Origin of the sequence: Microbacterium sp. NPDC057944, assembly GCF_042887445.1 — a bacterium.
Taxonomy (GTDB): Bacteria; Actinomycetota; Actinomycetes; order Actinomycetales; family Microbacteriaceae; genus Microbacterium; species Microbacterium natoriense.
Genome location: NZ_JBHVPJ010000001.1, coordinates 1,275,708 through 1,296,213, shown reverse-complemented (window position 1 = coordinate 1,296,213; position 20,506 = coordinate 1,275,708). Strand labels below are relative to the sequence as shown.

Below are 20,506 nucleotides of genomic sequence, written 5' to 3'. Positions count from 1 at the left end.
TCAGAACCACCTGTCCAGGCCGATGTAGGAGTCGATGACGTCGGAGATGTACGTCGAGATGTCTTCGAGCGTCGCGATCAGGTCTTCGCGCTTCGGCTCCCACGCCCCGCAGAAGTCGGCGGCAGCCGCACTCAGCTCGGCCATGTCGTAGGGCAGGTCGATCGCACCGGCGATGTCGGCGCTGCGCTCCGGTGCATCCTCCAACTCGCCGATCGCCGTCCTGATCGACGAGCGGATGCCGTCGAGCAGGTCGTAGTCGATGATGACGTCCTGAGCGCTCATGCCGTTCCCCCCGGTCTCACGGTCGAGACTATCGACCCGCACGCACGATCCTGAATGGGGAGAAGTGCCCATCCGCAAGAGCGGGTGACGCTCGCGAGCGATCTCGACAGCATGGGAGACGCCGAAGGGAGAGCACGCCGCTCCGATATGCCTCGGGCGGTCACGACGCACGCCCCGTGTAGATCCCCCGCCTTCGGGCGACGAGACCGCAGGCGATGAGGGCGACGAATGCCGATGTCGCGACGACCGGCGGGAGAACGGTCAGCATCAGTGAGCTCACCGTCCATCCCCCCGAGCCGAGATAGCCGGGAGCGACGGCCAGCCAGACCGCCGTCGCGGTCAGGCTCACGAGCGCGCCGCTGACAAGCCAGGCGGAGAGCGCCGCCCTCGGGGTCGCCGGGCTCCACCCCCGCACGGCAAGTGCGAACGCCAGGGTAAGGACAGCACCGATACCTACAACGCCGATGCAACCCCGCAGCGCAGAGAGATTCCGGGCCGGGACGTCCTGCCAAGGGATGCTCCCGAAGATCCACGTATCGAGAACGAGCACGACAGCCCCGATCGCCAGCGTGAGCGCGACCTGACGCAGCATCGCGGTGAACGGCATCCGTCGCGGGTTCACCCTCGGACTCCCGCATCGACGCGCGCGGCGGAGACGGCGGCATCGTCTCTGCCCCGTGCGAGGTCATCAGCGGATCTCAGCGAAACGGTCACGACCTCAGCTTCACGCCACACCGCCGAGAAGCGCCCCTGAGTCTGCTGGAAATCCGCCGAAGGGCCCCGCCCGGTCACGACATCATCATCTGCTCGGAGTCCGAGCGGCGAAGTCTGCTGGCGAACCATCGCAGAGTTCTTCATGGATGCTCCCCCAATCGACGCCGTCGAATCGCCCCGGCCACGGTGCGAAGAGGGCCACGCCCGCGTCCGTGTCGATTCTCAGATGACCATCCGCATCCATCGCCCATCGCCCCGTTCCCGAGAAGGTCGTCGGATCCACGGCGACGCAGCGATCCCCGGCCTCCCCTTCGCCGACCTCCCCGACGAGCAGGTCTGCGACGCGAGCCCAACCGTCTTCACGCAACTCGATCGTCGACTTCTCCCAGGGCACGCCCTGCTCCGGGGTCGCGGCCGTCCATCTGATCGGGAACACCAGTTGTTCTCCGGGCCCGCTACGCGTGGAGCCGACGATCATGATGACCGCGATCACCGCTGCGCTCACGGACAACGCAATCGCGACCAATACCCACATCAAGCGCTTACTCATCGACAAGCTGGAACCTCCCGATACGTTATTCATCCGCCGAAGAGCCCGATTCCGGTGATGAAGGCACCGAACACGATGATCGGACCGATGATGACCTCAGGAGACACCCGCCTCCTTACGCATCCAGAAGATCTGACTGTCGGTCGCGCTGTCCGGGTCCATCACGGAGTCGAGGAAGATCTTCAGCTCCAGTTCCCCCGCCCCGCTGTCCCAGACGTCAGACGACCAGCCGGTGCGCGCACAGTCGCCACTTTCGATCGAGAAGACCAACGAATAGACGAGATCCGGGCTGACGCTTCGCCATGAGCCACCGAAATCGACGAGATCGTCCCCGTTCAGATCCTCAACGGTGTCTGCAGATCTCGCCGAGCAGACGAGATTCCGAGGCCACGACGAGGCCACGAACGTCCCATCCGCCGATATGACGAGACTCATGGCGTGATCTCCAGACTCCTGCCCCCAGGCTCCCACCAGTTCGCGCTCATCGACGTCGTAGGCGATGTTCCGCAGAGCGCACCCCGTCAGAGTCAGCGCAGACGCGATCACGGCGACGGACAGCATCCAGGATGCCGACCGCGTCACCACGTCACGGCCTCACTCCACGCGATCGGCTCGGCTTAGATGTCCAGCCCCGGACCAGAGTCCGGGGCGACGTCACGACAATACTCAGGGGAACAGTCATCCCCGCGCCCTCGCGGCGCACTGGCGAGAAGTAGCCGCGCACCTGCCGGGGATCTACCGGGGTGGGCGGGCTCATTCCCGCTCCATTCCGCAAGGCTCGTCGCTCATCTCGCCGGAGTAGTAGATGTACTTGCCCTCGACGAGTGACGTGGTATCGATGCTCCTAAAAGCCATTTCCACTCCATCCTCCGGGCCGAGAAGTCGAAGGTACACGGTGACCGGTCCATCTACTTTGGATACGGCGATGTCGTTCTCGTGAAGCACTGGCAGGCCCTTGAAGCTCTCAGCGAGGTTGACCGGGACCCCCGAAGGAATCTCGATCAGCTCATCAGGATCTCCCTCGGCAGTGTAGAGAGCCCACTCTCGTTCCGCACCGGACTGCTCGCGGAGCCGAGTCGAGACGTAGTTCACCGTGAGGTCGCGGCCGAGGCATTGGACCCACGAGATCCGATCGCCCACAACAGTGATGCTCACCGGTTCATGGCGAGCGGGGCGAGAGGGGAAAGGGAGCCCGCCCACGCACCCTGTTGTGACCAGTACAGAGGACAGCACGACCCCGGCGATGACGAGCCTTCGCGCAGATCTGGTCAGCATGACCTATATCTTCCTTCTTGGAGCCCCGCGTCGAAAGGTCATTTCACTTTGTCCAACCAGTAGATCTTCTCATCTGGCACATCATCCGGATCGACCGAAAAGTCGAGGAATAGTTTGAGCGAGAGCCGCCCCGAACCGAGGTCCCACGCGTCAGCAGACCATGACGACTGCTGGCAATCGTTGACATCATTGAAGAACTGCAACGAATAGTCCTTCTTTTCAGTCGGCGCGCTCCACGTGCCCGAGAAGGTGATTCGATCATTCCAGTCGATATCATCCTTCGATACCGCTGACGGTTCACCACAGAGAAGATTGGACGGCCAATTCTCAGCAGTAAACGTCCCATCGGAGCTTGTGGTCAAGATCGCATCCGATCCAGCATTCCATTGACCCAATAGCTCATCCGCGGTGACGGAGTATGCAATACCGCTAGAGCAGGAGGAAAGGACTGCAGGGAGCGCGAGCAAGACCATAGATGCGAGGATCTCGCCTCTCCTCCTCGTGTGGCTCACCAGGCCCCCGTTTCTTGCCAGACAAGTGTCATTGAGACTTCGAGACAGGACAGCCGGGCTCCTCCTTCTCGGATGTTCAACCGTGCACGCGACGGCGCGCGATCACTCCGCCCGCGATGACCAGGAAGAGGCCGATGACCAGTCCCGCGGCGGGCAACTCCGCACCGGTGCTCGCGAGAGCAGCAGGGGATGCCGCAGCGCCGGAGGTCGTGCCCGCTGCCGTGGCGGCCGACTGCACCTGCAGAGCGAGGCTCGCCTGGATCGAGGCTCCCTCGCCGAGCGCGACCAGAGTGTGCGCTCCCGCGGGCACGGATGCGGGGATCCGGAGCGTGCCGTCGATGCGTCCACCAGCATCCGCGCGCAGCGTGCCGAGGACGATGGGATCCGAGTGCAGCTCGAACCTCACCGTCTCGCCTGACGCGAATCCTTCACCCGTCACCGCGATCTCGCCGCCGGCACGCACAGACGAGACCGCGACCGTCAGAGTCGGCTTCGGCGCTGGCACGGTGATCGCCTCGAGGGTGAAGTCGATCCCGGTGAGCGTGGCCCTGCCGACGGCGGCGACGGGAGTGGCATCCTCGGCCGCGTCCGCACCGTCGTAGTACTGCGGCTTCGCCGTGGTCGTGCTTCCGGGGAACGTGGCGCTCGCCTTGAGGACGTACGTGCCCTCCGGCACGTTCAGCGTGTACTTCCCGCTGGCCGGATCGGCCGCCGCCGAACCTGCCAGCTCGCCGTCGGCCCATGCCTCGACCGTCACCGTGCGATCTTCGAGGCTGTCGAGGGTCACTGTTCCGGAGATGGTGGACACGACCTCGAGCGCACCGTCGATCGCCGTGATCTCCTGCCCGGGGGCGACGGTGACCAGGGTGGCGTCCTCCCACATCCTCGCGTTCTGCCAGTACTCCTCCATGACGCCGACCTCGAAGGAGTGGAAGAGCACTCGGTAGGTGCCCGGCGCGACCGCGATGCGGTAGTCGCCGTTGCTGTCGGTCTCCCCCCAGGGATCCTGGATCGGGGTGTCGACGCCGTAGAGGAGGACGGTGGCCGCGGCGGGCGAGCCGTCGGCGCTCTTCGTCACCGTTCCGCTGATGTAGCCCACCACGTCGAGATCGGCGTCGACGTCGCCGATCGCCTGCTGGTCTGACAGGGTGATGACCCGCGCGTCGTCCCAGCTGTACGAGCTGTCCCAGTACTCCGAGCCGAGGGCCGGGTCCGAAGAACCGAAGCGGACTCGATACGAACCGGCGAGCAGTCCACCGAGCTCATAGGCGCCAGAGACGTCCGTCTCGGCCATCGCCGCGATCTCGCCCATCTCGTCGAGCGCCGATACGGAGACGCCCGCGAGGGCGGTGCCGTCATCCGCTCGCGTGACCGTCCCGGTGATCACCGCACCCTTCTTCATCGCCGCGTCGATACCGGGAACCGAGGCGCCACCGGTGACGACGACAGGAGTCGCCAAGGAATAGTCGGTCGTACCGGCCCAGTACTCCCTCTTCAGATTCTCACCCTCGGCGTAGAAACTGACGATGTAGGAGTCGTCGGGCAGTCCTTCCAACACGTACGAGCCGTCGGCCTCGGTGTGCGTCGACTTCCAGTTCCCGCCGGCTCCGTCTGCGCTGACGGTCACACCGCCGACAGGCGATCCGTCGGCGGCTCGTGTGACGGTTCCGCTGATCGATCCGGCCGGATCGACCGGGTCCGCGCTCGCCGCTGTCGCGCCGCCGAGCGCGAGCATGAAGGCTGCGGCACCGCCCAGCATCGCCCGAATGAATGCGCGTCGTCGCGCCATTGGCCCACCCTCCGTCAAGGGGCCGTTCGCGTGCAAGACGCGGCCGACCCCACCACCGTGCCGGTCTTCGGCAACGTCGTTCTCGAATCTAGGGGAACAATCACGCGAATGGAAATATCGGTTGAGACAACGGGCGCGCGACGTCAGACGGCGAGCGCCTCCGGCAGCCGCGCGATGTGGAACGTTCGAGCGAACGGGTCGAGCACACCCGCGTCGCCGCGTACCACGGCGAGCACGTCCTGCGCGATCGCCTCATCGGGGGTGATCTCCCCCGCGATGAGGCGGCGGATGCCGGGACCCGCGACGATGACGGCATCCGGTTCGCCCTCCGGGGGGCGGCCGCCCACGGGGGGCGCGGGCGGAGCGAGCTGGGTGACGGCCAGCACCCCGGAGCGCACCGAGGCTCGCAGCGCGACATCTCCCACGTGGAGCTCGTACTCGGCATCGGAGGCGGCATCCGGTCGGAACGCGGTCCGCAGGGCCATCGTCAGCGAATCGGCCGTCACCACGTCACCCTCCTGCGGGTCGCCCATGGCCTGGAAGCCCCAGCGACCGAGCGCGAGCATGATCGGCTCGAGCGCCTTGCCGTATGGGGTCAGCTCGTACACGAGTCCGCAGTTGTGCAGGGGCACCCGGCGCACCACCCCGCCCTCCTGCAGCTCCTTCAGACGCGTCGAGAGGATGTTGGTGGGGATGCGCGGCAGACCCAGCTTGAGGTCGGTGTACCGACGAGGGCCGACGAGCAGATCGCGGACGATGAGCAGCGCCCACCGCTCCCCGATCAGCTCGACGGCCGTCGTCACACCGCAGTACTGGCCGTAACTGCGCGCGGCCATGTCAGCCCTGTTCGGCGACGTGCTCCGGGCCGTTCTCGACGGCCTCAGGCGTCATGTACAGGAAGCCGAGCGAGTTGCCGTCGGGGTCGTCAAGGTCGCGCGAGTACATGAAGCCGTAGTCCTGCGCGGGCTTGGGCTCGGCACCACCGGCGGCGAGGCCCTTCTCGAGCAGCGCGTCGACCTCTTCGCGGGAGTCCTTCGAGAACGACACCGAGACCTGGACGACCTCGTTGGGGTCGGCGATCGGCTTGTCGGTGAAGGTGGAGAAGAACTCGCGCTTGAGGACCATGAAGAACACATCGTCGCTCCAGACGATGCACGCCGCGTTCTCGTCGGTGAACAGCGGGTTGATCTCGCAGCCGAGGGCCGTGTAGAAGGCCTTCGAGCGCTCGAGGTCGGTGGTGGGAAGGTTGACGAACACCTTGGTCATGATGACTCCCTTGTCGGTCTTTCTGTCGGATGCCGGTCGGCGGCGCCGACCTCACGCAGATAGCTTGTTAAAAACAAGCACGCTTGTCAATAGCAAGTTCTCGACGACGTCAGGACCCCATCCGCCGTACGGGGGATGCCGCGGCATCCCCCTGCCCGTACCGTGGGGAGCATGCCCTTCATCCGCACGCCCACCGAGCGCGAATACCGCGGCGATCTGGTGCTCGCCGTCGTCATGTTCGTCGGCGCCGTGCTCAGCGCTGCGCTGTCGTCGATCGCGCAGGTCTACGGCGGCGACGCGCAGGAGCTGTGGACCGCGCTCGTCTACGCCGTCGTGATCTCGGTTCCCCTCGCCGTGCGCCGACGCTGGCCCGCCACCGTCGCCGTCCTCGTCGCCCTGGCCTACTTCACGGCGGTCACGCTCAGGATCCCCGAGATCTACGTCGGCAACATCGCCATGTTCGTCGGGCTCTACACGGTCGGCGCCTGGATGAACGACCGCCGCCGCGCCCTGATCGTGCGTATCGGCATCATCGTCGGCATGTTCGTGTGGCTGCTCATCACGATGTACCGCGACGCGATCAGCGAGGCCGACAAGGCCGACGTCGCCGCGGGCGCGTTCTCGCCCTACGTCGCCTACATGATGATCCAGCTGCTGCTGAACATCCTCTACTTCGGCGGCGCGTACTACTTCGGCGAGCGCTCCTGGCTCGCCGCAGCCCAGAGGTCGGTCCTCGAGGAGCGCACGGTCGAGCTCGAGCGCGAGCGCGAGGTCACCGCGGCGCAGGCCGTGGCGCTCGACCGCGTGCGCATCGCTCGCGAGCTGCACGACGTCGTCGCGCACCACGTGTCAGTGATGGGCGTGCAGGCCGGCGCCGCCCGGCTCATGATCGAACAGGACCCGGACGCCTCGAAGAACCTCCTCACCGGCATCGAGACCTCGGCGCGCGACGCGATCCGCGAACTGCACCAGCTCCTCGAGACGCTGCGCACGCCGGGAGGGGAGACGACGGATGCCGCCTCCACCCTCGGACTCGCCGACATCGAGTCGCTCGTGGCCGCCTCGACAGAGGCCGGCCTGCCGTCCGACTACTCCGTCATCGGCGACCCGGTGCCCGTGCCCCCGATGGTCGCCGTCAACCTCTACCGGATCGCCCAGGAGTCGCTCACGAACGCCCGCCGCCACGCGGGCGTCGGCGCCACCGCCGACGTGCGGGTCCGCTACGACGACGAGGGCGTGGAGCTGGAGATCGTGAACACGGGCCGCAACGTCGCCCACCTGCGCCCCGGGCTCGGTCAGCTCGGCATGCGTGAGCGCGCAGCCGCATCCGGAGGAACCCTCGAGGTGACGCCCCGCACGCTCGGTGGACTGCGCGTGCGCGCCCGCGTGCCGCTCACCCCCGCGACGGCGGAGGTCTCATGATCCGGGTGCTGCTGGTCGACGACCACGCCATGCTGCGCGCCGGCTTCCGCACGATCCTGGAGAGCCAGCCCGACATCGCGGTGGTCGGCGAGGCCGGCACCGGCGCCGAGGCTGTGGCCGCGGCATCCGCTCTGCTCCCCGACGTCATCACGATGGACGTGCAGATGCCCGACATGGACGGCATCGAGGCGACCAGGCGGATCGTCGCCGACCCCGCGGTGGCGGCGGCGATCGCGATCGTGACGACCTTCGACCGCGACGACTACCTGCACCAGGCGCTGGACGCCGGAGCCGCCGGCTTCCTGCTGAAGAACGCGGGCCCCGAGGACCTCATCACCGCGGTGCGCGCGCTGGCCGCCGGAGACGGGATGCTGTCGCCCGAGGTCACACGGAGGGTGCTCGCGCGCTTCTCGTCCGCAGCACCGGCCGCGGCATCCGCCCCGAGCGCGAACGCCGTCGCCCGAGGGCCGGAGGCAACGGCGCCCGCTCCGCTGGCCGAGCCGCTGACCGAGCGCGAGGCGGAGGTCCTGGTGCTGCTCGCCGACGCCCGGAGCAACGCCGAGATCGCGACAGCGCTCTTCATCGGCGAGGCCACCGTGAAGACCCACGTCTCGCGGATCCTGCAGAAGCTGGGCGCCCGCGACCGCGTGCAGGCCGTCGTGATCGCCCACCGGAGAGGCCTCGCCTGACACCGAAGCACGCCGCGCCTGCACGATAGCCTCTGAGTCATGCCCGAGGCCGCACCGCTCTCCCGACCGATCCTCGCGGGCGTCGTCACGGCCCTCGTCGGCTTCACGAGCTCTTTCGCGGTCGTGCTGACCGGACTCGCCGCGGTCGGCGCGAACCCCGCCCAGGCGGCGAGCGGTCTGCTCGCGGTGAGCCTGACGATGGGGCTCGCGTGCATCGTCCTCGCGTGGCGGTACCGGATGCCGATCACCGCAGCCTGGTCCACCCCGGGGGCGGCGCTGCTCGCCGCGACCGGAGTCGTCGACGGCGGCTGGTCCGGCGCGGTGGGCGCCTTCCTCCTGGCATCCGCGCTGATCCTGCTGACCGCGCTGTGGCCGGCGCTCGGCGCGCTGATCGCCCGCATCCCTCCGTCGATCGCCCAGGCGATGCTCGCCGGCGTCCTGCTGCCGCTGTGTCTCGCGCCGATCACCGGGCTCGTCGCGAACCCGTGGGGCGTCGTCCCCGTCGTCCTCACGTGGCTGGTGTGCGCGCGGTTCGCGCCGCGCTGGGCCGTGCCGCTGGCCTTCGTCGCGGCGTCGATCGTCGTCGCCGTCTCGCTCGTGCAGAACGGGGCGCCGGTGGATCCGGCCCTGCTGCTGCCGCGGATCGAGCTCACCGCCCCCACCTTCACCGTCGGCGCGGCGGTCGGCATCGCCCTGCCGCTGTTCATCGTGACGATGGCCTCGCAGAACGTGCCGGGCATCGCGATCATGCGCAGTTTCGGCTACGAGGTGCCCTGGCGTCCGGCGATGCTGGTGACGGGCATCGGCACCGCACTGGGCGCTCCGGCCGGAGGGCATGCGATCAACCTCGCCGCGATCAGTGCGGCGCTGGCGGCCTCTCCCGACGCCGACCCGAACCCGGCGCGGCGGTGGGTCGCCGGGGTCTCGACGGGCGCGTCGTACCTCGTGCTCGGCGGCGCCTCGGCCGCTTTCGCGACGCTCGTCCTCCTCGCGCCGGATGCCGTCATCCCCGCGGTCGCGGGCCTCGCCCTGTTCGCGGCGTTCGGGTCGGCCGTGCAGCAGGCGATCGACGACCCGGGCGAGCGCCTCCCCGCCGTGGTGACGTTCCTGGTCGCCGCATCCGGGATCTCCGTGCTCGGCGTGAGCGCCGCGTTCTGGGCGCTCGTCGCCGGCCTCCTGGTGCGGACGGTGCTGCACGCCCGACGCTGACCCGTCTCCTGAGCTCGGTTCACAACTCCTCAAGAATCGGCCCCTGAGCGCCGAGCAGGGGCCGCAGCGCCCATAACTCCGGAGTTCTTGAGGAGTTGTGCACGGGGATCCCTCGGTCCCGGGACTCTCGGCGACGGACCGGACCGGATCTCCGGAGTTCTGGAGCAGCGACGGCGCGCACTCCCCGGTCCTCCCCGCGGCGGACCCGGCCGAGTCCGCCGCGCGGGGGATGCCCCGGGCCGCCGCCGTCCGTAGCGTGAGAGGCATGCGATGTGCTGAGCGAACGGAGTAAGGCGAAGTGACGACAGGAAAGCTCGAACTGAGCGGCATCACCAAGAGCTACGGCTCGCGGCGTGTGCTCGACGACGTGTCCTTCGAGGTCGCCCCCGGGCGCCTCACGGGCTTCGTCGGCGGCAACGGCGCGGGGAAGACCACGACCATGCGGATCGTGCTGGGGCTGCTCTCGGCCGATGGGGGACGCGTCACACTCGACGGGTCAGTCCTCACCGCCGACGACCGCCGTCACTTCGGCTACATGCCGGAGGAGCGCGGCCTGTACCCGAAGATGAAGGTGCTCGAGCAGATCGTCTACCTCGCTCGGCTGCACGGCTTCAGCAAGGCGGATGCCACGGCCCGCGCCACCGCGCTCCTCACCGAGCTCGGGCTCGAAGCCCGCCTCGGCGACACGATCGAGTCGCTGTCGCTCGGCAACCAGCAGCGCGCGCAGATCGCCGCGTCGCTCGTGCACGACCCCGAGGTGCTGATCCTCGACGAGCCGTTCTCCGGCCTCGACCCGCTCGCGGTCGATGTGGTCGCGGGCGTGCTGCAGTCGAGCGCCGCGAAGGGCGCATCGATCCTGTTCTCCTCGCACCAGCTCGACGTGGTCGAGCGTCTCTGCGACGACCTCGTCATCCTCGCCGGGGGCACCATCCGCGCCTCCGGGTCCCGCGACGCGCTGCGCGCCGAGCATGCGAGCGATCGCTACGAGCTCGTCTCCGCCGGCGACGCCGGCTGGCTGCGCACCGAGCCCGGCGTCACGGTGCTCGACTTCGAGGGCGGCTACGCCCTGTTCGACGCCGACGGTCCCGAGACCGCGCAGCGTGTGCTGCGCGCCGCCGTGGAGCGCGGCGATGTCGCGAGCTTCGCCCCGAAGCATCCGTCCCTCGCACAGATCTTCAAGGAGGTCATCCAGTGAGCACGTCAGCCACCGCCCGCGCGACCAACGGCATCTGGCTCGTCGCCGAACGCGAGATCTCCTCGAAGCTGCGCAGCAAGGCCTTCATGATCTCGACGGGCATCCTGCTGCTGCTCGCGCTCGTCGGCATCCTCATCGGCGGCTTCACCAGCAAGAACCCCGAGGCCACGACCGTCGCGGTGACCAGCGAGACGGCATCCGTCGTCGAGGCCCTGCCGAACGTCAAGGTCACCGAGGTGACCGGCCGTGACGAGGCCGAGGAGCTGCTCCGCTCCGAGAAGGTCGAGGCGGCCGTGCTGCCCGGCGACGGCCCCACCGGGTACACGGTCGTCGCTCTCAAGGACGCGCCGGGCTCGATCGTGAGCGGCCTGTCGGTGTCGCCGTCCGTCGAGATCCTGGACCCCGCGACGACGAACCCGCTGCTGCGGTACTTCATCGCGATCGGCTTCGGACTGGTGTTCTTCATGGCCGCGTCGACGTTCGGCGCCACGATCGCGCAGAGCGTCGTCGAAGAGAAGCAGACGCGCGTGGTCGAGGTGCTGCTGTCGTCGATCTCACCCCGCACCCTCCTCGCCGGCAAGGTGATCGGCAACACGGTCCTCGCGATGGCGCAGATCATCGCCCTCGCCGCGATAGCCACGGTCGGACTCATCGTGACGGGTCAGAAGGAGGTGCTGTCGAGCCTCGGCGCCCCGATCATCTGGTTCGCGGTGTTCTTCCTGTTCGGGTTCGTGCTGCTGGCGGCGCTGTACGCCGCGGCCGCGTCGATGGTCTCGCGCATGGAGGACATCGGCTCGACCACCACGCCGATCATGCTGCTCGTGATGGCGCCGTACTTCCTGGTCATCTTCTTCAACGACAACCCGCTGGTGCTGACGATCATGTCGTACGTGCCGTTCTCGGCTCCGGTCGGGATGCCGATGCGCCTGTTCGTCGGCGAGGCCCAGTGGTGGGAGCCGCTGGTGAGCCTGGTGATCCTGCTGGCCTCGTGCGTGGCGGCGATCCTGATCGGCGCGAAGATCTACGAGAACTCGCTGCTGCGCATGGGCACGCGCGTCAAGCTCACGGAGGCGCTGCGCGGCTGACCCCGCGTCCCGACTCCTCGAATCCGACTCCTCGAATCGGATTCCTGCCCTTCGATCGGGCACAGCTTCGGATGCCGCGGCCGACAGGCCGCGGCATCCGTCGTTCCTGCGGCGTGTCATCCTCTCCGCTCCGAACCCGTGCCCGCGACTCCGCTCCGAACCCGTGCCCGCGACTCCGCTCCGAACCTGTGCCCGCGACTCCGCCCCGAACGTGTGTCCGTGCGCCGAAGGGTGAACGAACAAGACCCCGCCTGCGGAAACCAGCAGGCGGGGTCTTCTGCGCCGAGCGGGGAGGCTCGGCGCTATCCGGGGAACCCGTGGGGACCGGGTGTCGTGGGGGTCAGATCACACCCTCGGAGAGGGTGGTGGGGTTGCCGAAGCGGTGGTTCGTGATCGACACGGCCTGCTCGTGCAGGAAGGGCAGGATCTCGACGCGGCCGGCGCCGGTCACCGCGTGCGACCAGACCGCGACGTCGGGGGTGCCGCCGAGCGCCTCGAACAGCGCCGAGGCGTCTCCGCCGACGAGACGGACCCGGTTCCAGCTGTGCTCGGCCTTGGCCTGCGCCTTCGCGAAGCCCTTGACCCAGGCGGCGTCCTTCTCGTGCTTCACCGTCACGCCGCGGGCGCGCAGCGCCTTCTCGACCGAAGACGGGAGCGCGGGGGCGGACACCGTGAACGGGCTGCCGCTGCGCAGCGCGGCCGCGAGCACGCGGATGCCGTCGACCAGAGGAGCCTGCTCGGCGATGCGCACGTCGACCGAGACCGGGCGGTAGCGGAAGACGTTGCGCTCGACGCCGAGGCCTGACTTGTCGGTCACGATGCCGAACTCGCCGGTCCACGCCTGCTCATCGGATGCGGCCGCACGGTGTAGCCACTCGATCTCGACGGCGTCGAGGTCGGCGGATGCCGCCTTCAGCAGCGCCTCGACGGCCGGGGTCACCGCGGCGCCCGCGGCGGCGGCCGGGAGCTCGGCCGAGACCCACTCGCCCAGACCGAACAGGTAGTTCGGCCCGCCGGCCTTGGCGCCGGCGCCCACAGCGGAGCGCTTCCAGCCACCGAACGGCTGACGCTGCACGATCGCGCCGGTGATGCCGCGGTTCACGTAGAGGTTGCCCGCCTCGACCCGGTCGAGCCAGGTGGCGACCTCGTCGGAGTCGAGGGAGTGGAGACCGGCGGTGAGGCCGTAGTCGACGGCGTTCTGCAGGCGGATGGCCTCGTCGAGGTCCTTCGCGCGCATGATGCCGAGCACGGGGCCGAAGAACTCGGTCAGGTGGGTCGTCGATCCGGCGACGACACCGGTCTTCACACCGGGAGTCCACTGCTTTCCGTCGGCGTCCAGCTTCTTCGGCTCGACGAGCCAGCGCTCGCCCTTGTCGAGCGTGGTGAGCGCCTTCAGCAGCTTGCCGGATGCGGGCTCGATGATCGGCCCCATCTGCGTGGCGGGGTCGTCGGGAAGGCCCACGCGCATGGAGCCCACGGCATCCACGAGCTGACGCTCGAACCGCTTCGACTCGGCGACCGATCCGACGAGGATCACGAGGGATGCCGCGGAGCACTTCTGCCCCGCGTGGCCGAAGGCGCTGCGGGCGACGTCGGCGGCCGCGAGGTCGAGGTCGGCCGACGGCGTCACGATGATCGCGTTCTTGCCGCTGGTCTCGGCGAGCAGCGGCAGGTCGGAGCGGAAGGAGCGGAACAGCTGGGCCGTCTCGTAGGCGCCGGTGAGGATGACGCGGTCGACCGACGGGCTCGAGACGAGCTGCGTACCGAGGTCGCGGGAGGCGAGGTCGACGAGGGCGAGCAGGTCGCGCGGCACGCCGGCGGCCCACAGCGCCTCGACCATCACCGCGCCGCAGCGCTGCGTGAGCTTGGCCGGCTTGATGATGACGCCGGAACCGGAGGCGAGGCCCGCGAGCACGCCACCGGCGGGGATCGCGACCGGGAAGTTCCACGGCGGGGTGACGACGGTGACCTTCGACGGCACGAACTCGGCGCCCGCGACGGCCTCGAGGTCGAGGGCGCGCTCGGCGTAATAGTGGGCGAAGTCGATGGCCTCGGAGACCTCGGGGTCGGCCTCGGCGATCGTCTTGCCGGCCTCGTGGGCCATGATCTCGAGCAGCTGGCCGCGGCGGGCCGCGAGCTCGTCGCCGGCGCGGTGCAGCACGGCTGCCCGGTCGGCTGCGGGGAGAGCGGCCCACTTCGCGGCGGCGGCGGTCGCGGCGGCGAACACGTCGTCGAGCTGTTCGGCCGTGTCGATGCGGGCGGCGGAGATGGCCCCCTCGCCCAGCGTGGTCGACACGGAGCGCTGCAGGATGTCGCGGCCCCAGGCGCGGTTGGCTGCGAGCGCGGGGTCGGTGTCGGGCTGGTTGTGGAAGCCGGTGGTGACGGCATCCGCCTGCTCCCGCGTGCGGTCCTGGACGCGGTGGGATGCCGGCACGCTGCGGTCGGCTTCGAGGGCGGCGAGCGAGCGCTCGAAGCGCTCCCGCTCGCGCGTCAGCAGCTGCGGGTTCGATGCGAGCTCGAACACGGCCGACATGAAGTTCTCGGGGCTCGCGTTCTCTTCGAGGCGACGCACGAGGTAGGCGATCGCGACGTCGAACTCGGCTGGGTTCACGACCGGCGTGTAGAGGAGCAGACGGCCGACGTCCTTGCGGACGGCCTCTGCCTGGCCGGTGGCCATGCCCAGGAGCATCTCGTACTCGACGGCATCCGTCACTCCGCGGGCGGTGGCGAGCAGCCAGGTGTACGCGATGTCGAACAGGTTGTGGCCGGCGACGCCGATGCGCACGGCGTCGAGGCGCTCGGGGGTCATGGCCCAGTCGAGCACGCGCTTGTAGTTGGTGTCGGAGTCCTGCTTGGTGCCGTAGGTCGCGAGGGGCCAGTCGTGGATCTTCGAGTCGACCTCCTCCATCGCGAGGTTCGCGCCCTTCACGACGCGCACCTTGATGGGGGCGCCGCCCTTCGCGCGGCGGACAGATGCCCACTCCTGCAGGTGCTGCATGGCGCCGAGCGCGTCGGGCAGGTAGGCCTGCAGCACGATCCCGGCCTCGAGGTTCTCCAGCCCCGGCTGGTCGAGGATGCTCGTGAAGGCCGCGATCGTGAGGTCGAGGTCGCGGTACTCCTCCATGTCGAGGTTGATGAACTTCGCCGTGCCCTTGGCCTCGGCGTCGGCTGCGAGCCAGTACAGCGGGGTGAGCTTCTCGACCACGTCGGCGACGGCCTCGTCGAACGACCACATCGAGAGCTGGCTGACGACGCTCGACACCTTGATCGACACGTAGTCGACGTCGTCGCGGGCCAGGAAGTCGTAGGTGCCCTTCAGACGGCGACCCGCCTCGCGGTCGCCCAGCACGGCCTCGCCGAGCAGGTTGAGGTTCAGTCGATTGCCGCTCTTGCGCAGCTTCGCGATCGCGGGGCCGAGCTTCGACGGCGTCGCGTCGAGCACGAGGTGGCCGACCATGGCGCGCAGCACGCGGCGGGAGATCGGCACGACGACGCCGGGGAGCTTGGGCGCCCAGAAGCCGCCGGTCTTGATCGCCGCGCGCAGGTAGCCGGGCAGGAGGGTCGGGGTGATGTCAGCCAGGTCGGCGAGCTTGCGGCCGGCGACGCTGAGGTCTTCCGGACGCATCACGCCGTCGACGAAGCCGACGGTGAAGGCGAGGCCGTTGGGGTCCTTGAGCACCTCGGAGAGGCGCTGGGCGGCGGGCTCGACGGGGTGGGTCTCGCTCTCGGCGAGCCAGCGCTGCACGAGGGCGGCGACCTCTTCGGTGCGCGGGGTGGTGGTGTCGACGACAGACATTGGCGGGGAACCTTCCAGGGGGAGCGCACACCCGGGATCATGTGCGGCTCGGAACATTCTCGGGCTCGCGGGTAGGCTACGTCTATCAACCGATTTGCGTGATTTCCGTTCAGTCAGAGTGAACAATAGGGAGGGCCGGATGCTCGACGTCCATCGACTGCGGATGCTGGTCGAGTTCAGCCGCCGCGGCACGCTCTCCGCGGTCGCCGACGCCCTCTCGTACAGCAAGGCGTCGGTGTCGCAGCAGCTCGCGGCGCTGGAGCGCGACGTCGGCGTGCCGCTCCTCCGCCGGGTGGGCCGCGGCGTGCAGCTGACACCACAGGGCGACGTGCTCGTGGCCGAGGCGATCGGCATCCTCGACCAGTTGGAGCACGCCCAGGTGGCCGTGGCCGAGTCCCTCGCCGAGGTCACCGGGACCGTGCGGATCGCGGTGTTCCAGACCGCGGCCCACGCGCTGCTGCCTCCGGCGCTGCTCGCGCTGCAGGCGCAGCATCCGTCGCTCCGCGTCGACGTCACCGAGTGCGACCCCGAGACCGGACTCGTGGGCGTCGCGGGACGCGACTTCGACCTCATGCTCGCCGAGCAGTATCCTGGGCGCACGCGGCCGATCGTCGCCGAGCTCGACCGCGTGGTCCTCGCCCACGACACGATCGCCCTGGCCGGACGGGCAGGAGGCGCCGACACGGCCTCCGAGCCGTCGGGAGCGGATGCCGCGGCATCCCTGTGGGCGATGCGCGACGACCCCTGGGTGCTGGAGCCGGCGGGCACGGCGTCTCGCGCATGGGCGGAGCAGCTCTGCCGCACCGCCGGATTCGAGCCCGACGTGCACTTCGAGGTCGCCGACCTCACGACGCACATCCGGCTGATCAGGGCCGGGCTCGCCGTCGGCCTCCTTCCGGAGCTCGTCTGGGCGGGCGACGCCCCGACCGTGGCGCTCAGCGCGCTCCCCGGCTCGCCGCGGCGCGAGATCTTCTCGTCCGCACGGCGCGTGTCGGCCGACGCGCCGTCGATCAGGGCCGTGCGTCGCGCGCTCGCGGATGCGGCATCCGTGATCCTCCCCGGCTGAGGGGTGAGGGGTCACACGTCGCCGTGTTCAGCCCTCCGCACCCCGCGCTCTCTGACCCCTCACGCGCTCAGGGGCGCGCGAGCGGGCGTGTGCGAGTGCGGGCGAGCAGGGCGATGCCGAGCGTCAGGTGCCACAGCATCACGGTGTACACGGCCACCCGCTCGGTCACGCCGTCGGGGAAGAGGAGGTGCGCCGTCAGGAGGAAGGCGCTGAGGAACCCCAGCCCGCCCAGCACGATGCCTGCGATGCGCAGGCGCAGCGGGAGCACATCTCGCAGCGCGAAGGCTCCGGCGACGATGGCCCCGAGATTGCCCGCGCCGATCGCGAGAACGGCCCCGAGGCCGTGCACGGCCATGAGGCCGTTCTCCAGGTTGGCGGGAGACCCGTGCACGAGTCCGACGATGCTGATGCCGACCGCATGCACGAGCACGAGCACGAGGAGCACAGAGCGCCCGCGCAGCGGCGGAAGCGCCGCGTAGAGCAGCACTGCCGCGAGTACCACGAGGAGCCCCTCGCCGATGAACCCCGCGTTCATGACCGCGGACATCGTCGAGTCGAGGTCGCGACCGTCGAGCTGACCGGTGCCGGGGACCCCGAGGTCGCTGATGTAGTTCTGGGCGTAGCTGTACCCGCGGAATCCCGCCGCGGCGATCGCCTCGCTCAGCACGTACCAGAGAGGGGCGAGCATCCACAGCAGTCCGGATGCTCGAAGGAGCGCTCCCCCGACGGCCGCACCCTCTGCGTTGCGGTGCTCGACCGCCATCTGCTCTCGTGTCTCCATGTTCGACCTCTTCCTCTCCCTCGGGGCAACGGACAGGACGCCGCGGATGTTCCGTCGGAGGCGCCCGCGGAGATGAACAGAGGGCGAACGGACACGCAACGACTTCTCGAGATCGGCGGGGAATATGCATGCACATACATGCGTTCACCCCCCTGTACCCGGACGAAGGAGTCCGATCCGCTCCTTCTGAAAGGCACTTCCATGAGCACTCCCGTGATCGACCGCACCGCCCCCACCGAGCACCCCGTCCTCGACGTGCTCGCCGGCCGCTGGAGCCCCCGCGCCTTCGACGCCGAGACCGCGATCGACGAGTCCAAGCTGTCCGCCGCCCTCGAGGCCGCCCGCTGGACCCCCTCCGCCAACAACACGCAGCCGTGGCGCTTCATCGTCGCCCGCCGCGGCACCGCCCTGCACGCGCAGATCGTCGACGCGCTCATGGGCTTCAACCAGGCCTGGGCCGGCAACGCCGCGGTGCTGATCATCGCCGTCGCCGAGACCGCCACCGAAGACGGCACCCCGATCACCCACGCCGTGTACGACCTCGGCCAGGCCGTGGCGCACTTCTCCGTGCAGGCGCACAACGACGGCCTCTACGTGCACCAGATGAGCGGCTTCGACCCCGAGGTCGTCCGCGAGGTCGCCGACCTGGCTCCGCGCTTCTCGGCCATCACCGCCATCGCCGTCGGCGAGTTCGGCGACGTCGAGGCCCTTCCCGAGGTCCTGCAGGAGCGCGAGGTCGCTCCGCGCGTGCGCCGCCCGATCGCCGAGACGGTCATCCTCAGCGCCTGAGCATCCGCGCACCCCGCCCGACGCCCCATCTGCGCGTCGACGCCCCACCTCGCAGCCGCCTGCGAAGGGGGTATCGGCAGCCAGGTGGGGCGTCGGCATTGCACGGGATGACTGGGGCGTCGGCGTTGCACGGGATGCCGGTCCGCCAGGGCACAGGATGCCGCAACCGGGGATGCCGGCGCACGGGATGCTGGGGATACCGGCGCACGGGATACCGCAGCCCAGCAATCAGCGGGTGCGGTGCTCCGCGCGGGCCAGAGCGTCGGCGGCGCGCACGAGCGCGAGATGTGAGAAGGCCTGCGGGGTGTTGCCGAGCTGGCGACCCGACACCGGGTCGTACTCCTCCGACAGCATCCCCACGTCGTTCGCGATCCCGCACAGCCGGTCCATGAGGTCGTGGGCCTCCTCGTGCCGGCCGGTGACGGCGTACTGCTCCACCAGCCAGAACGAGCACGCGAGGAACGCGCCCTCCGAGCCCGTCAGCCCGTCGACCCCGGTGCCCGTGCGGTAGCGGCGGACCAGGCCGTCGGGCATCAGCGTCTGCTCGATGCGCGCGACCGTGGCCAGCATCCGCGGGTCGTCCGGACGGCAGTAGCCGACCTGGGGCAGGAGCAGCAGCGACGCGTCGACCTCGGTCGTGCCGTAGTACTGCACGAAGCACCGGTCGACGACGCCGTCCCGGTCGATCTCCTCCCTCATGCGGTCGCGCAGCCCGCGCCAGCGCTCCACCGGGCCGTCGAGGCCGAACTCCTCCACGGCGCGCACCGCCCGGTCGAACGCCGCCCAGATCATCACGCGCGAGTGGGTGAAGCGGTGCGGCTCGCCCCTGATCTCCCAGAGGCCCTGGTCGGGCCGCTCGATCTGCTCCGAGGCGAAGCGCACGAGCTGGCGCTCCAGCGGCCACGAGAACTCCGACTCGCCGAGGCCCGCGGCGCGGGCGGCCGACAGCGTCACCAGCACCTCGCCGACGACGTCCGCCTGGTACTGCGCCGAGGCGCCGTTGCCGATGCGCACGGGCGCCGACCCCTCGTATCCGGGGAACTCGGGCAGCACCCGCTCGGGGAGGTCGCGCTCGCCGGCGAGCCCGTACATGATCTGCAGGTCTCCGGGGTCTCCGGCCACGGCGCGCAGCAGCCACTCCCGCCACCGCCCGGCGACCGCGACGAAGCCGTGATCCAACAGGGCCTCGAGGGTGAGGGCGGCGTCGCGCAGCCACACGTACCGGTAGTCCCAGTTGCGCACGCCGCCGATCTCCTCCGGGAGCGACATGGTCGCCGCGGCGGCGATGCCCCCGGTCTCGTGGTTCGTGAGCGCGCGCAGGATCAGCAGCGACCGCACGACGTCGCCGCGGCGGGCGCCGTCGTGCGAGATCCGGTCGGCCCACTCCTGCCACCAGCTCTTCGTGCGCTCGACCTCCTCGTCGGCGTCGAGCGCGGGCGGGAGATCGCGGTGCGAGGGGAACCACGTCAGCTGCAGATCGCGCACCTCCCCCGCCGTCACGGTCACCTCGCCCTCGTGCCGGTGATCGGATGCCGTCAGCTGCGCGCCGCGGAGGGCGACGGCATCCGGCCCCCCGATGGCCACCAGGCACGGCTCCTCCTCGGTGCCGGTCTGACGCACCCACGGTATGACGCGCGCGTAGTCGAGGCGGATGCTCAGCCGCTGCGCGAACGTCATCTCGCCGCGCACCCCGACGATGCGGCGCACGAGATCGGTGCGCCCCACGGTCACGTCGGGGTCGAGGCCGATCGGCATGAAGTCGTGCACCTCGGCCACGGCATCCGCGGTCTCCCAGCGGGTGATGAGCACGAACGTGTCGCCGTCGTATCGGCGGGAGCTCACGGCATCCGGGTCGGCGGGGCGCAGCCGCCACCGACCCTGGGCCTCGTCGCCGAGGATCGCGCCGAACGCCGACGCCGAGTCGAGGCGCGGCAGGCACAGCCAGTCGATGCTCCCCTGATCCGACACCAGCGCCGCGGTCCGGCAGTTGCTCAGAAGGGCGTAGTCCTCGATGCGCGCAGCCACGTCCCGAGCCTGTCACGACGCGCCCGCGAACGCCACCGCGCCCGCCCCGCGCGAACGGGAC

19 protein-coding genes are annotated in these 20,506 nt (G+C 69.6%); 7 read left to right on the top strand and 12 right to left on the bottom strand.

The features are described from left to right. The 9 genes from ACFVRO_RS05865 to ACFVRO_RS05825 all read right to left on the bottom strand — a co-directional run bounded on the left by ACFVRO_RS05865 (position 1) and on the right by ACFVRO_RS05825 (position 6,388). Positions 1–282, bottom strand: coding sequence for a hypothetical protein (locus tag ACFVRO_RS05865; RefSeq protein WP_105674352.1), 282 nt, complete (start codon positions 280–282; stop codon positions 1–3). A gap of 160 nt (positions 283–442) precedes the next feature. Continuing rightward, positions 443–904, bottom strand: a complete 462-nt coding sequence (locus ACFVRO_RS05860; RefSeq protein WP_386950252.1) for a hypothetical protein — start codon at positions 902–904, stop codon at positions 443–445. A 177-nt stretch (positions 905–1,081) separates the two neighbouring features. Next, positions 1,082–1,546 (bottom strand): hypothetical protein, encoded by a 465-nt coding sequence (locus ACFVRO_RS05855; RefSeq protein WP_386950249.1) that lies wholly within the window; start codon positions 1,544–1,546, stop codon positions 1,082–1,084. A gap of 96 nt (positions 1,547–1,642) precedes the next feature. After that, positions 1,643–2,107 carry a hypothetical protein gene (locus tag ACFVRO_RS05850; RefSeq protein ID WP_386950247.1) on the bottom strand — a complete coding sequence of 155 codons (465 nt, stop codon included), beginning with the start codon at positions 2,105–2,107 and terminating at the stop codon, positions 1,643–1,645. Between the two features lie 192 nt (positions 2,108–2,299). Continuing rightward, positions 2,300–2,701, bottom strand: a complete 402-nt coding sequence (locus ACFVRO_RS05845; RefSeq protein ID WP_105677484.1) for a hypothetical protein — start codon at positions 2,699–2,701, stop codon at positions 2,300–2,302. Positions 2,702–2,859: 158 nt separating this feature from the next. Further along, a complete protein-coding gene (locus ACFVRO_RS05840) occupies positions 2,860–3,294 on the bottom strand; it encodes a hypothetical protein (protein WP_386950244.1) in 435 nt (144 codons plus the stop codon). Between the two features lie 115 nt (positions 3,295–3,409). Next, positions 3,410–5,122 (bottom strand): collagen binding domain-containing protein, encoded by a 1,713-nt coding sequence (locus tag ACFVRO_RS05835; RefSeq protein WP_386950241.1) that lies wholly within the window; start codon positions 5,120–5,122, stop codon positions 3,410–3,412. 143 nt (positions 5,123–5,265) lie between these two features. Next, a complete protein-coding gene (locus ACFVRO_RS05830) occupies positions 5,266–5,958 on the bottom strand; it encodes a winged helix-turn-helix transcriptional regulator (protein ID WP_386950238.1) in 693 nt (230 codons plus the stop codon). A 1-nt stretch (position 5,959) separates the two neighbouring features. Further along, entirely contained in the window at positions 5,960–6,388 is a 429-nt protein-coding gene (locus ACFVRO_RS05825; RefSeq protein ID WP_181155997.1) for a VOC family protein, read from the bottom strand. Positions 6,389–6,559: 171 nt separating this feature from the next. Between ACFVRO_RS05825 and ACFVRO_RS05820 the strand changes: the two genes are divergently transcribed. The 5 genes from ACFVRO_RS05820 (at position 6,560) to ACFVRO_RS05800 (ending at position 11,988) form a co-directional block, all read left to right on the top strand. Further along, positions 6,560–7,810, top strand: a complete 1,251-nt coding sequence (locus tag ACFVRO_RS05820) for a sensor histidine kinase (protein WP_386950236.1) — start codon at positions 6,560–6,562, stop codon at positions 7,808–7,810. Then, positions 7,807–8,499 (top strand): response regulator, encoded by a 693-nt coding sequence (locus tag ACFVRO_RS05815; RefSeq protein WP_386950233.1) that lies wholly within the window; start codon positions 7,807–7,809, stop codon positions 8,497–8,499. The genes ACFVRO_RS05820 and ACFVRO_RS05815 overlap by 4 nt, the downstream gene beginning before the upstream one ends. A 39-nt stretch (positions 8,500–8,538) precedes the next feature. Then, entirely contained in the window at positions 8,539–9,708 is a 1,170-nt protein-coding gene (locus ACFVRO_RS05810) for a benzoate/H(+) symporter BenE family transporter (protein WP_386950231.1), read from the top strand. Between the two features lie 298 nt (positions 9,709–10,006). Beyond that, positions 10,007–10,903, top strand: a complete 897-nt coding sequence (locus tag ACFVRO_RS05805) for an ABC transporter ATP-binding protein (protein WP_386950228.1) — start codon at positions 10,007–10,009, stop codon at positions 10,901–10,903. Then, complete coding sequence (locus tag ACFVRO_RS05800) at positions 10,900–11,988, top strand: ABC transporter permease (protein ID WP_386950226.1); 1,089 nt, start codon at positions 10,900–10,902, stop codon at positions 11,986–11,988. The genes ACFVRO_RS05805 and ACFVRO_RS05800 overlap by 4 nt, the downstream gene beginning before the upstream one ends. 340 nt (positions 11,989–12,328) lie before the next feature. Here ACFVRO_RS05800 and ACFVRO_RS05795 read toward each other — a convergent pair whose 3' ends face one another. Further along, on the bottom strand, positions 12,329–15,784 hold the full coding sequence (locus tag ACFVRO_RS05795) for a bifunctional proline dehydrogenase/L-glutamate gamma-semialdehyde dehydrogenase (RefSeq protein ID WP_386950223.1): 3,456 nt from the start codon (positions 15,782–15,784) through the stop codon (positions 12,329–12,331). Positions 15,785–15,923: 139 nt separating this feature from the next. Here ACFVRO_RS05795 and ACFVRO_RS05790 point away from each other — a divergent pair, with 139 nt between their 5' ends. Beyond that, a complete protein-coding gene (locus ACFVRO_RS05790) occupies positions 15,924–16,850 on the top strand; it encodes a LysR family transcriptional regulator (RefSeq protein ID WP_386950220.1) in 927 nt (308 codons plus the stop codon). 67 nt (positions 16,851–16,917) lie between these two features. Here the strand turns inward: ACFVRO_RS05790 and ACFVRO_RS05785 are convergent, their stop codons facing one another. Then, positions 16,918–17,631, bottom strand: a complete 714-nt coding sequence (locus tag ACFVRO_RS05785; protein WP_386950218.1) for a DUF998 domain-containing protein — start codon at positions 17,629–17,631, stop codon at positions 16,918–16,920. Between the two features lie 201 nt (positions 17,632–17,832). Here ACFVRO_RS05785 and ACFVRO_RS05780 point away from each other — a divergent pair, with 201 nt between their 5' ends. Beyond that, complete coding sequence (locus tag ACFVRO_RS05780; protein WP_105677248.1) at positions 17,833–18,420, top strand: nitroreductase family protein; 588 nt, start codon at positions 17,833–17,835, stop codon at positions 18,418–18,420. 228 nt (positions 18,421–18,648) lie between these two features. On the opposite strand, the gene ACFVRO_RS05775 is transcribed toward ACFVRO_RS05780, so the two are convergent. Next, complete coding sequence (locus ACFVRO_RS05775; protein WP_386950215.1) at positions 18,649–20,445, bottom strand: glycoside hydrolase family 15 protein; 1,797 nt, start codon at positions 20,443–20,445, stop codon at positions 18,649–18,651. Positions 20,446–20,506 lie beyond the last annotated feature (61 nt).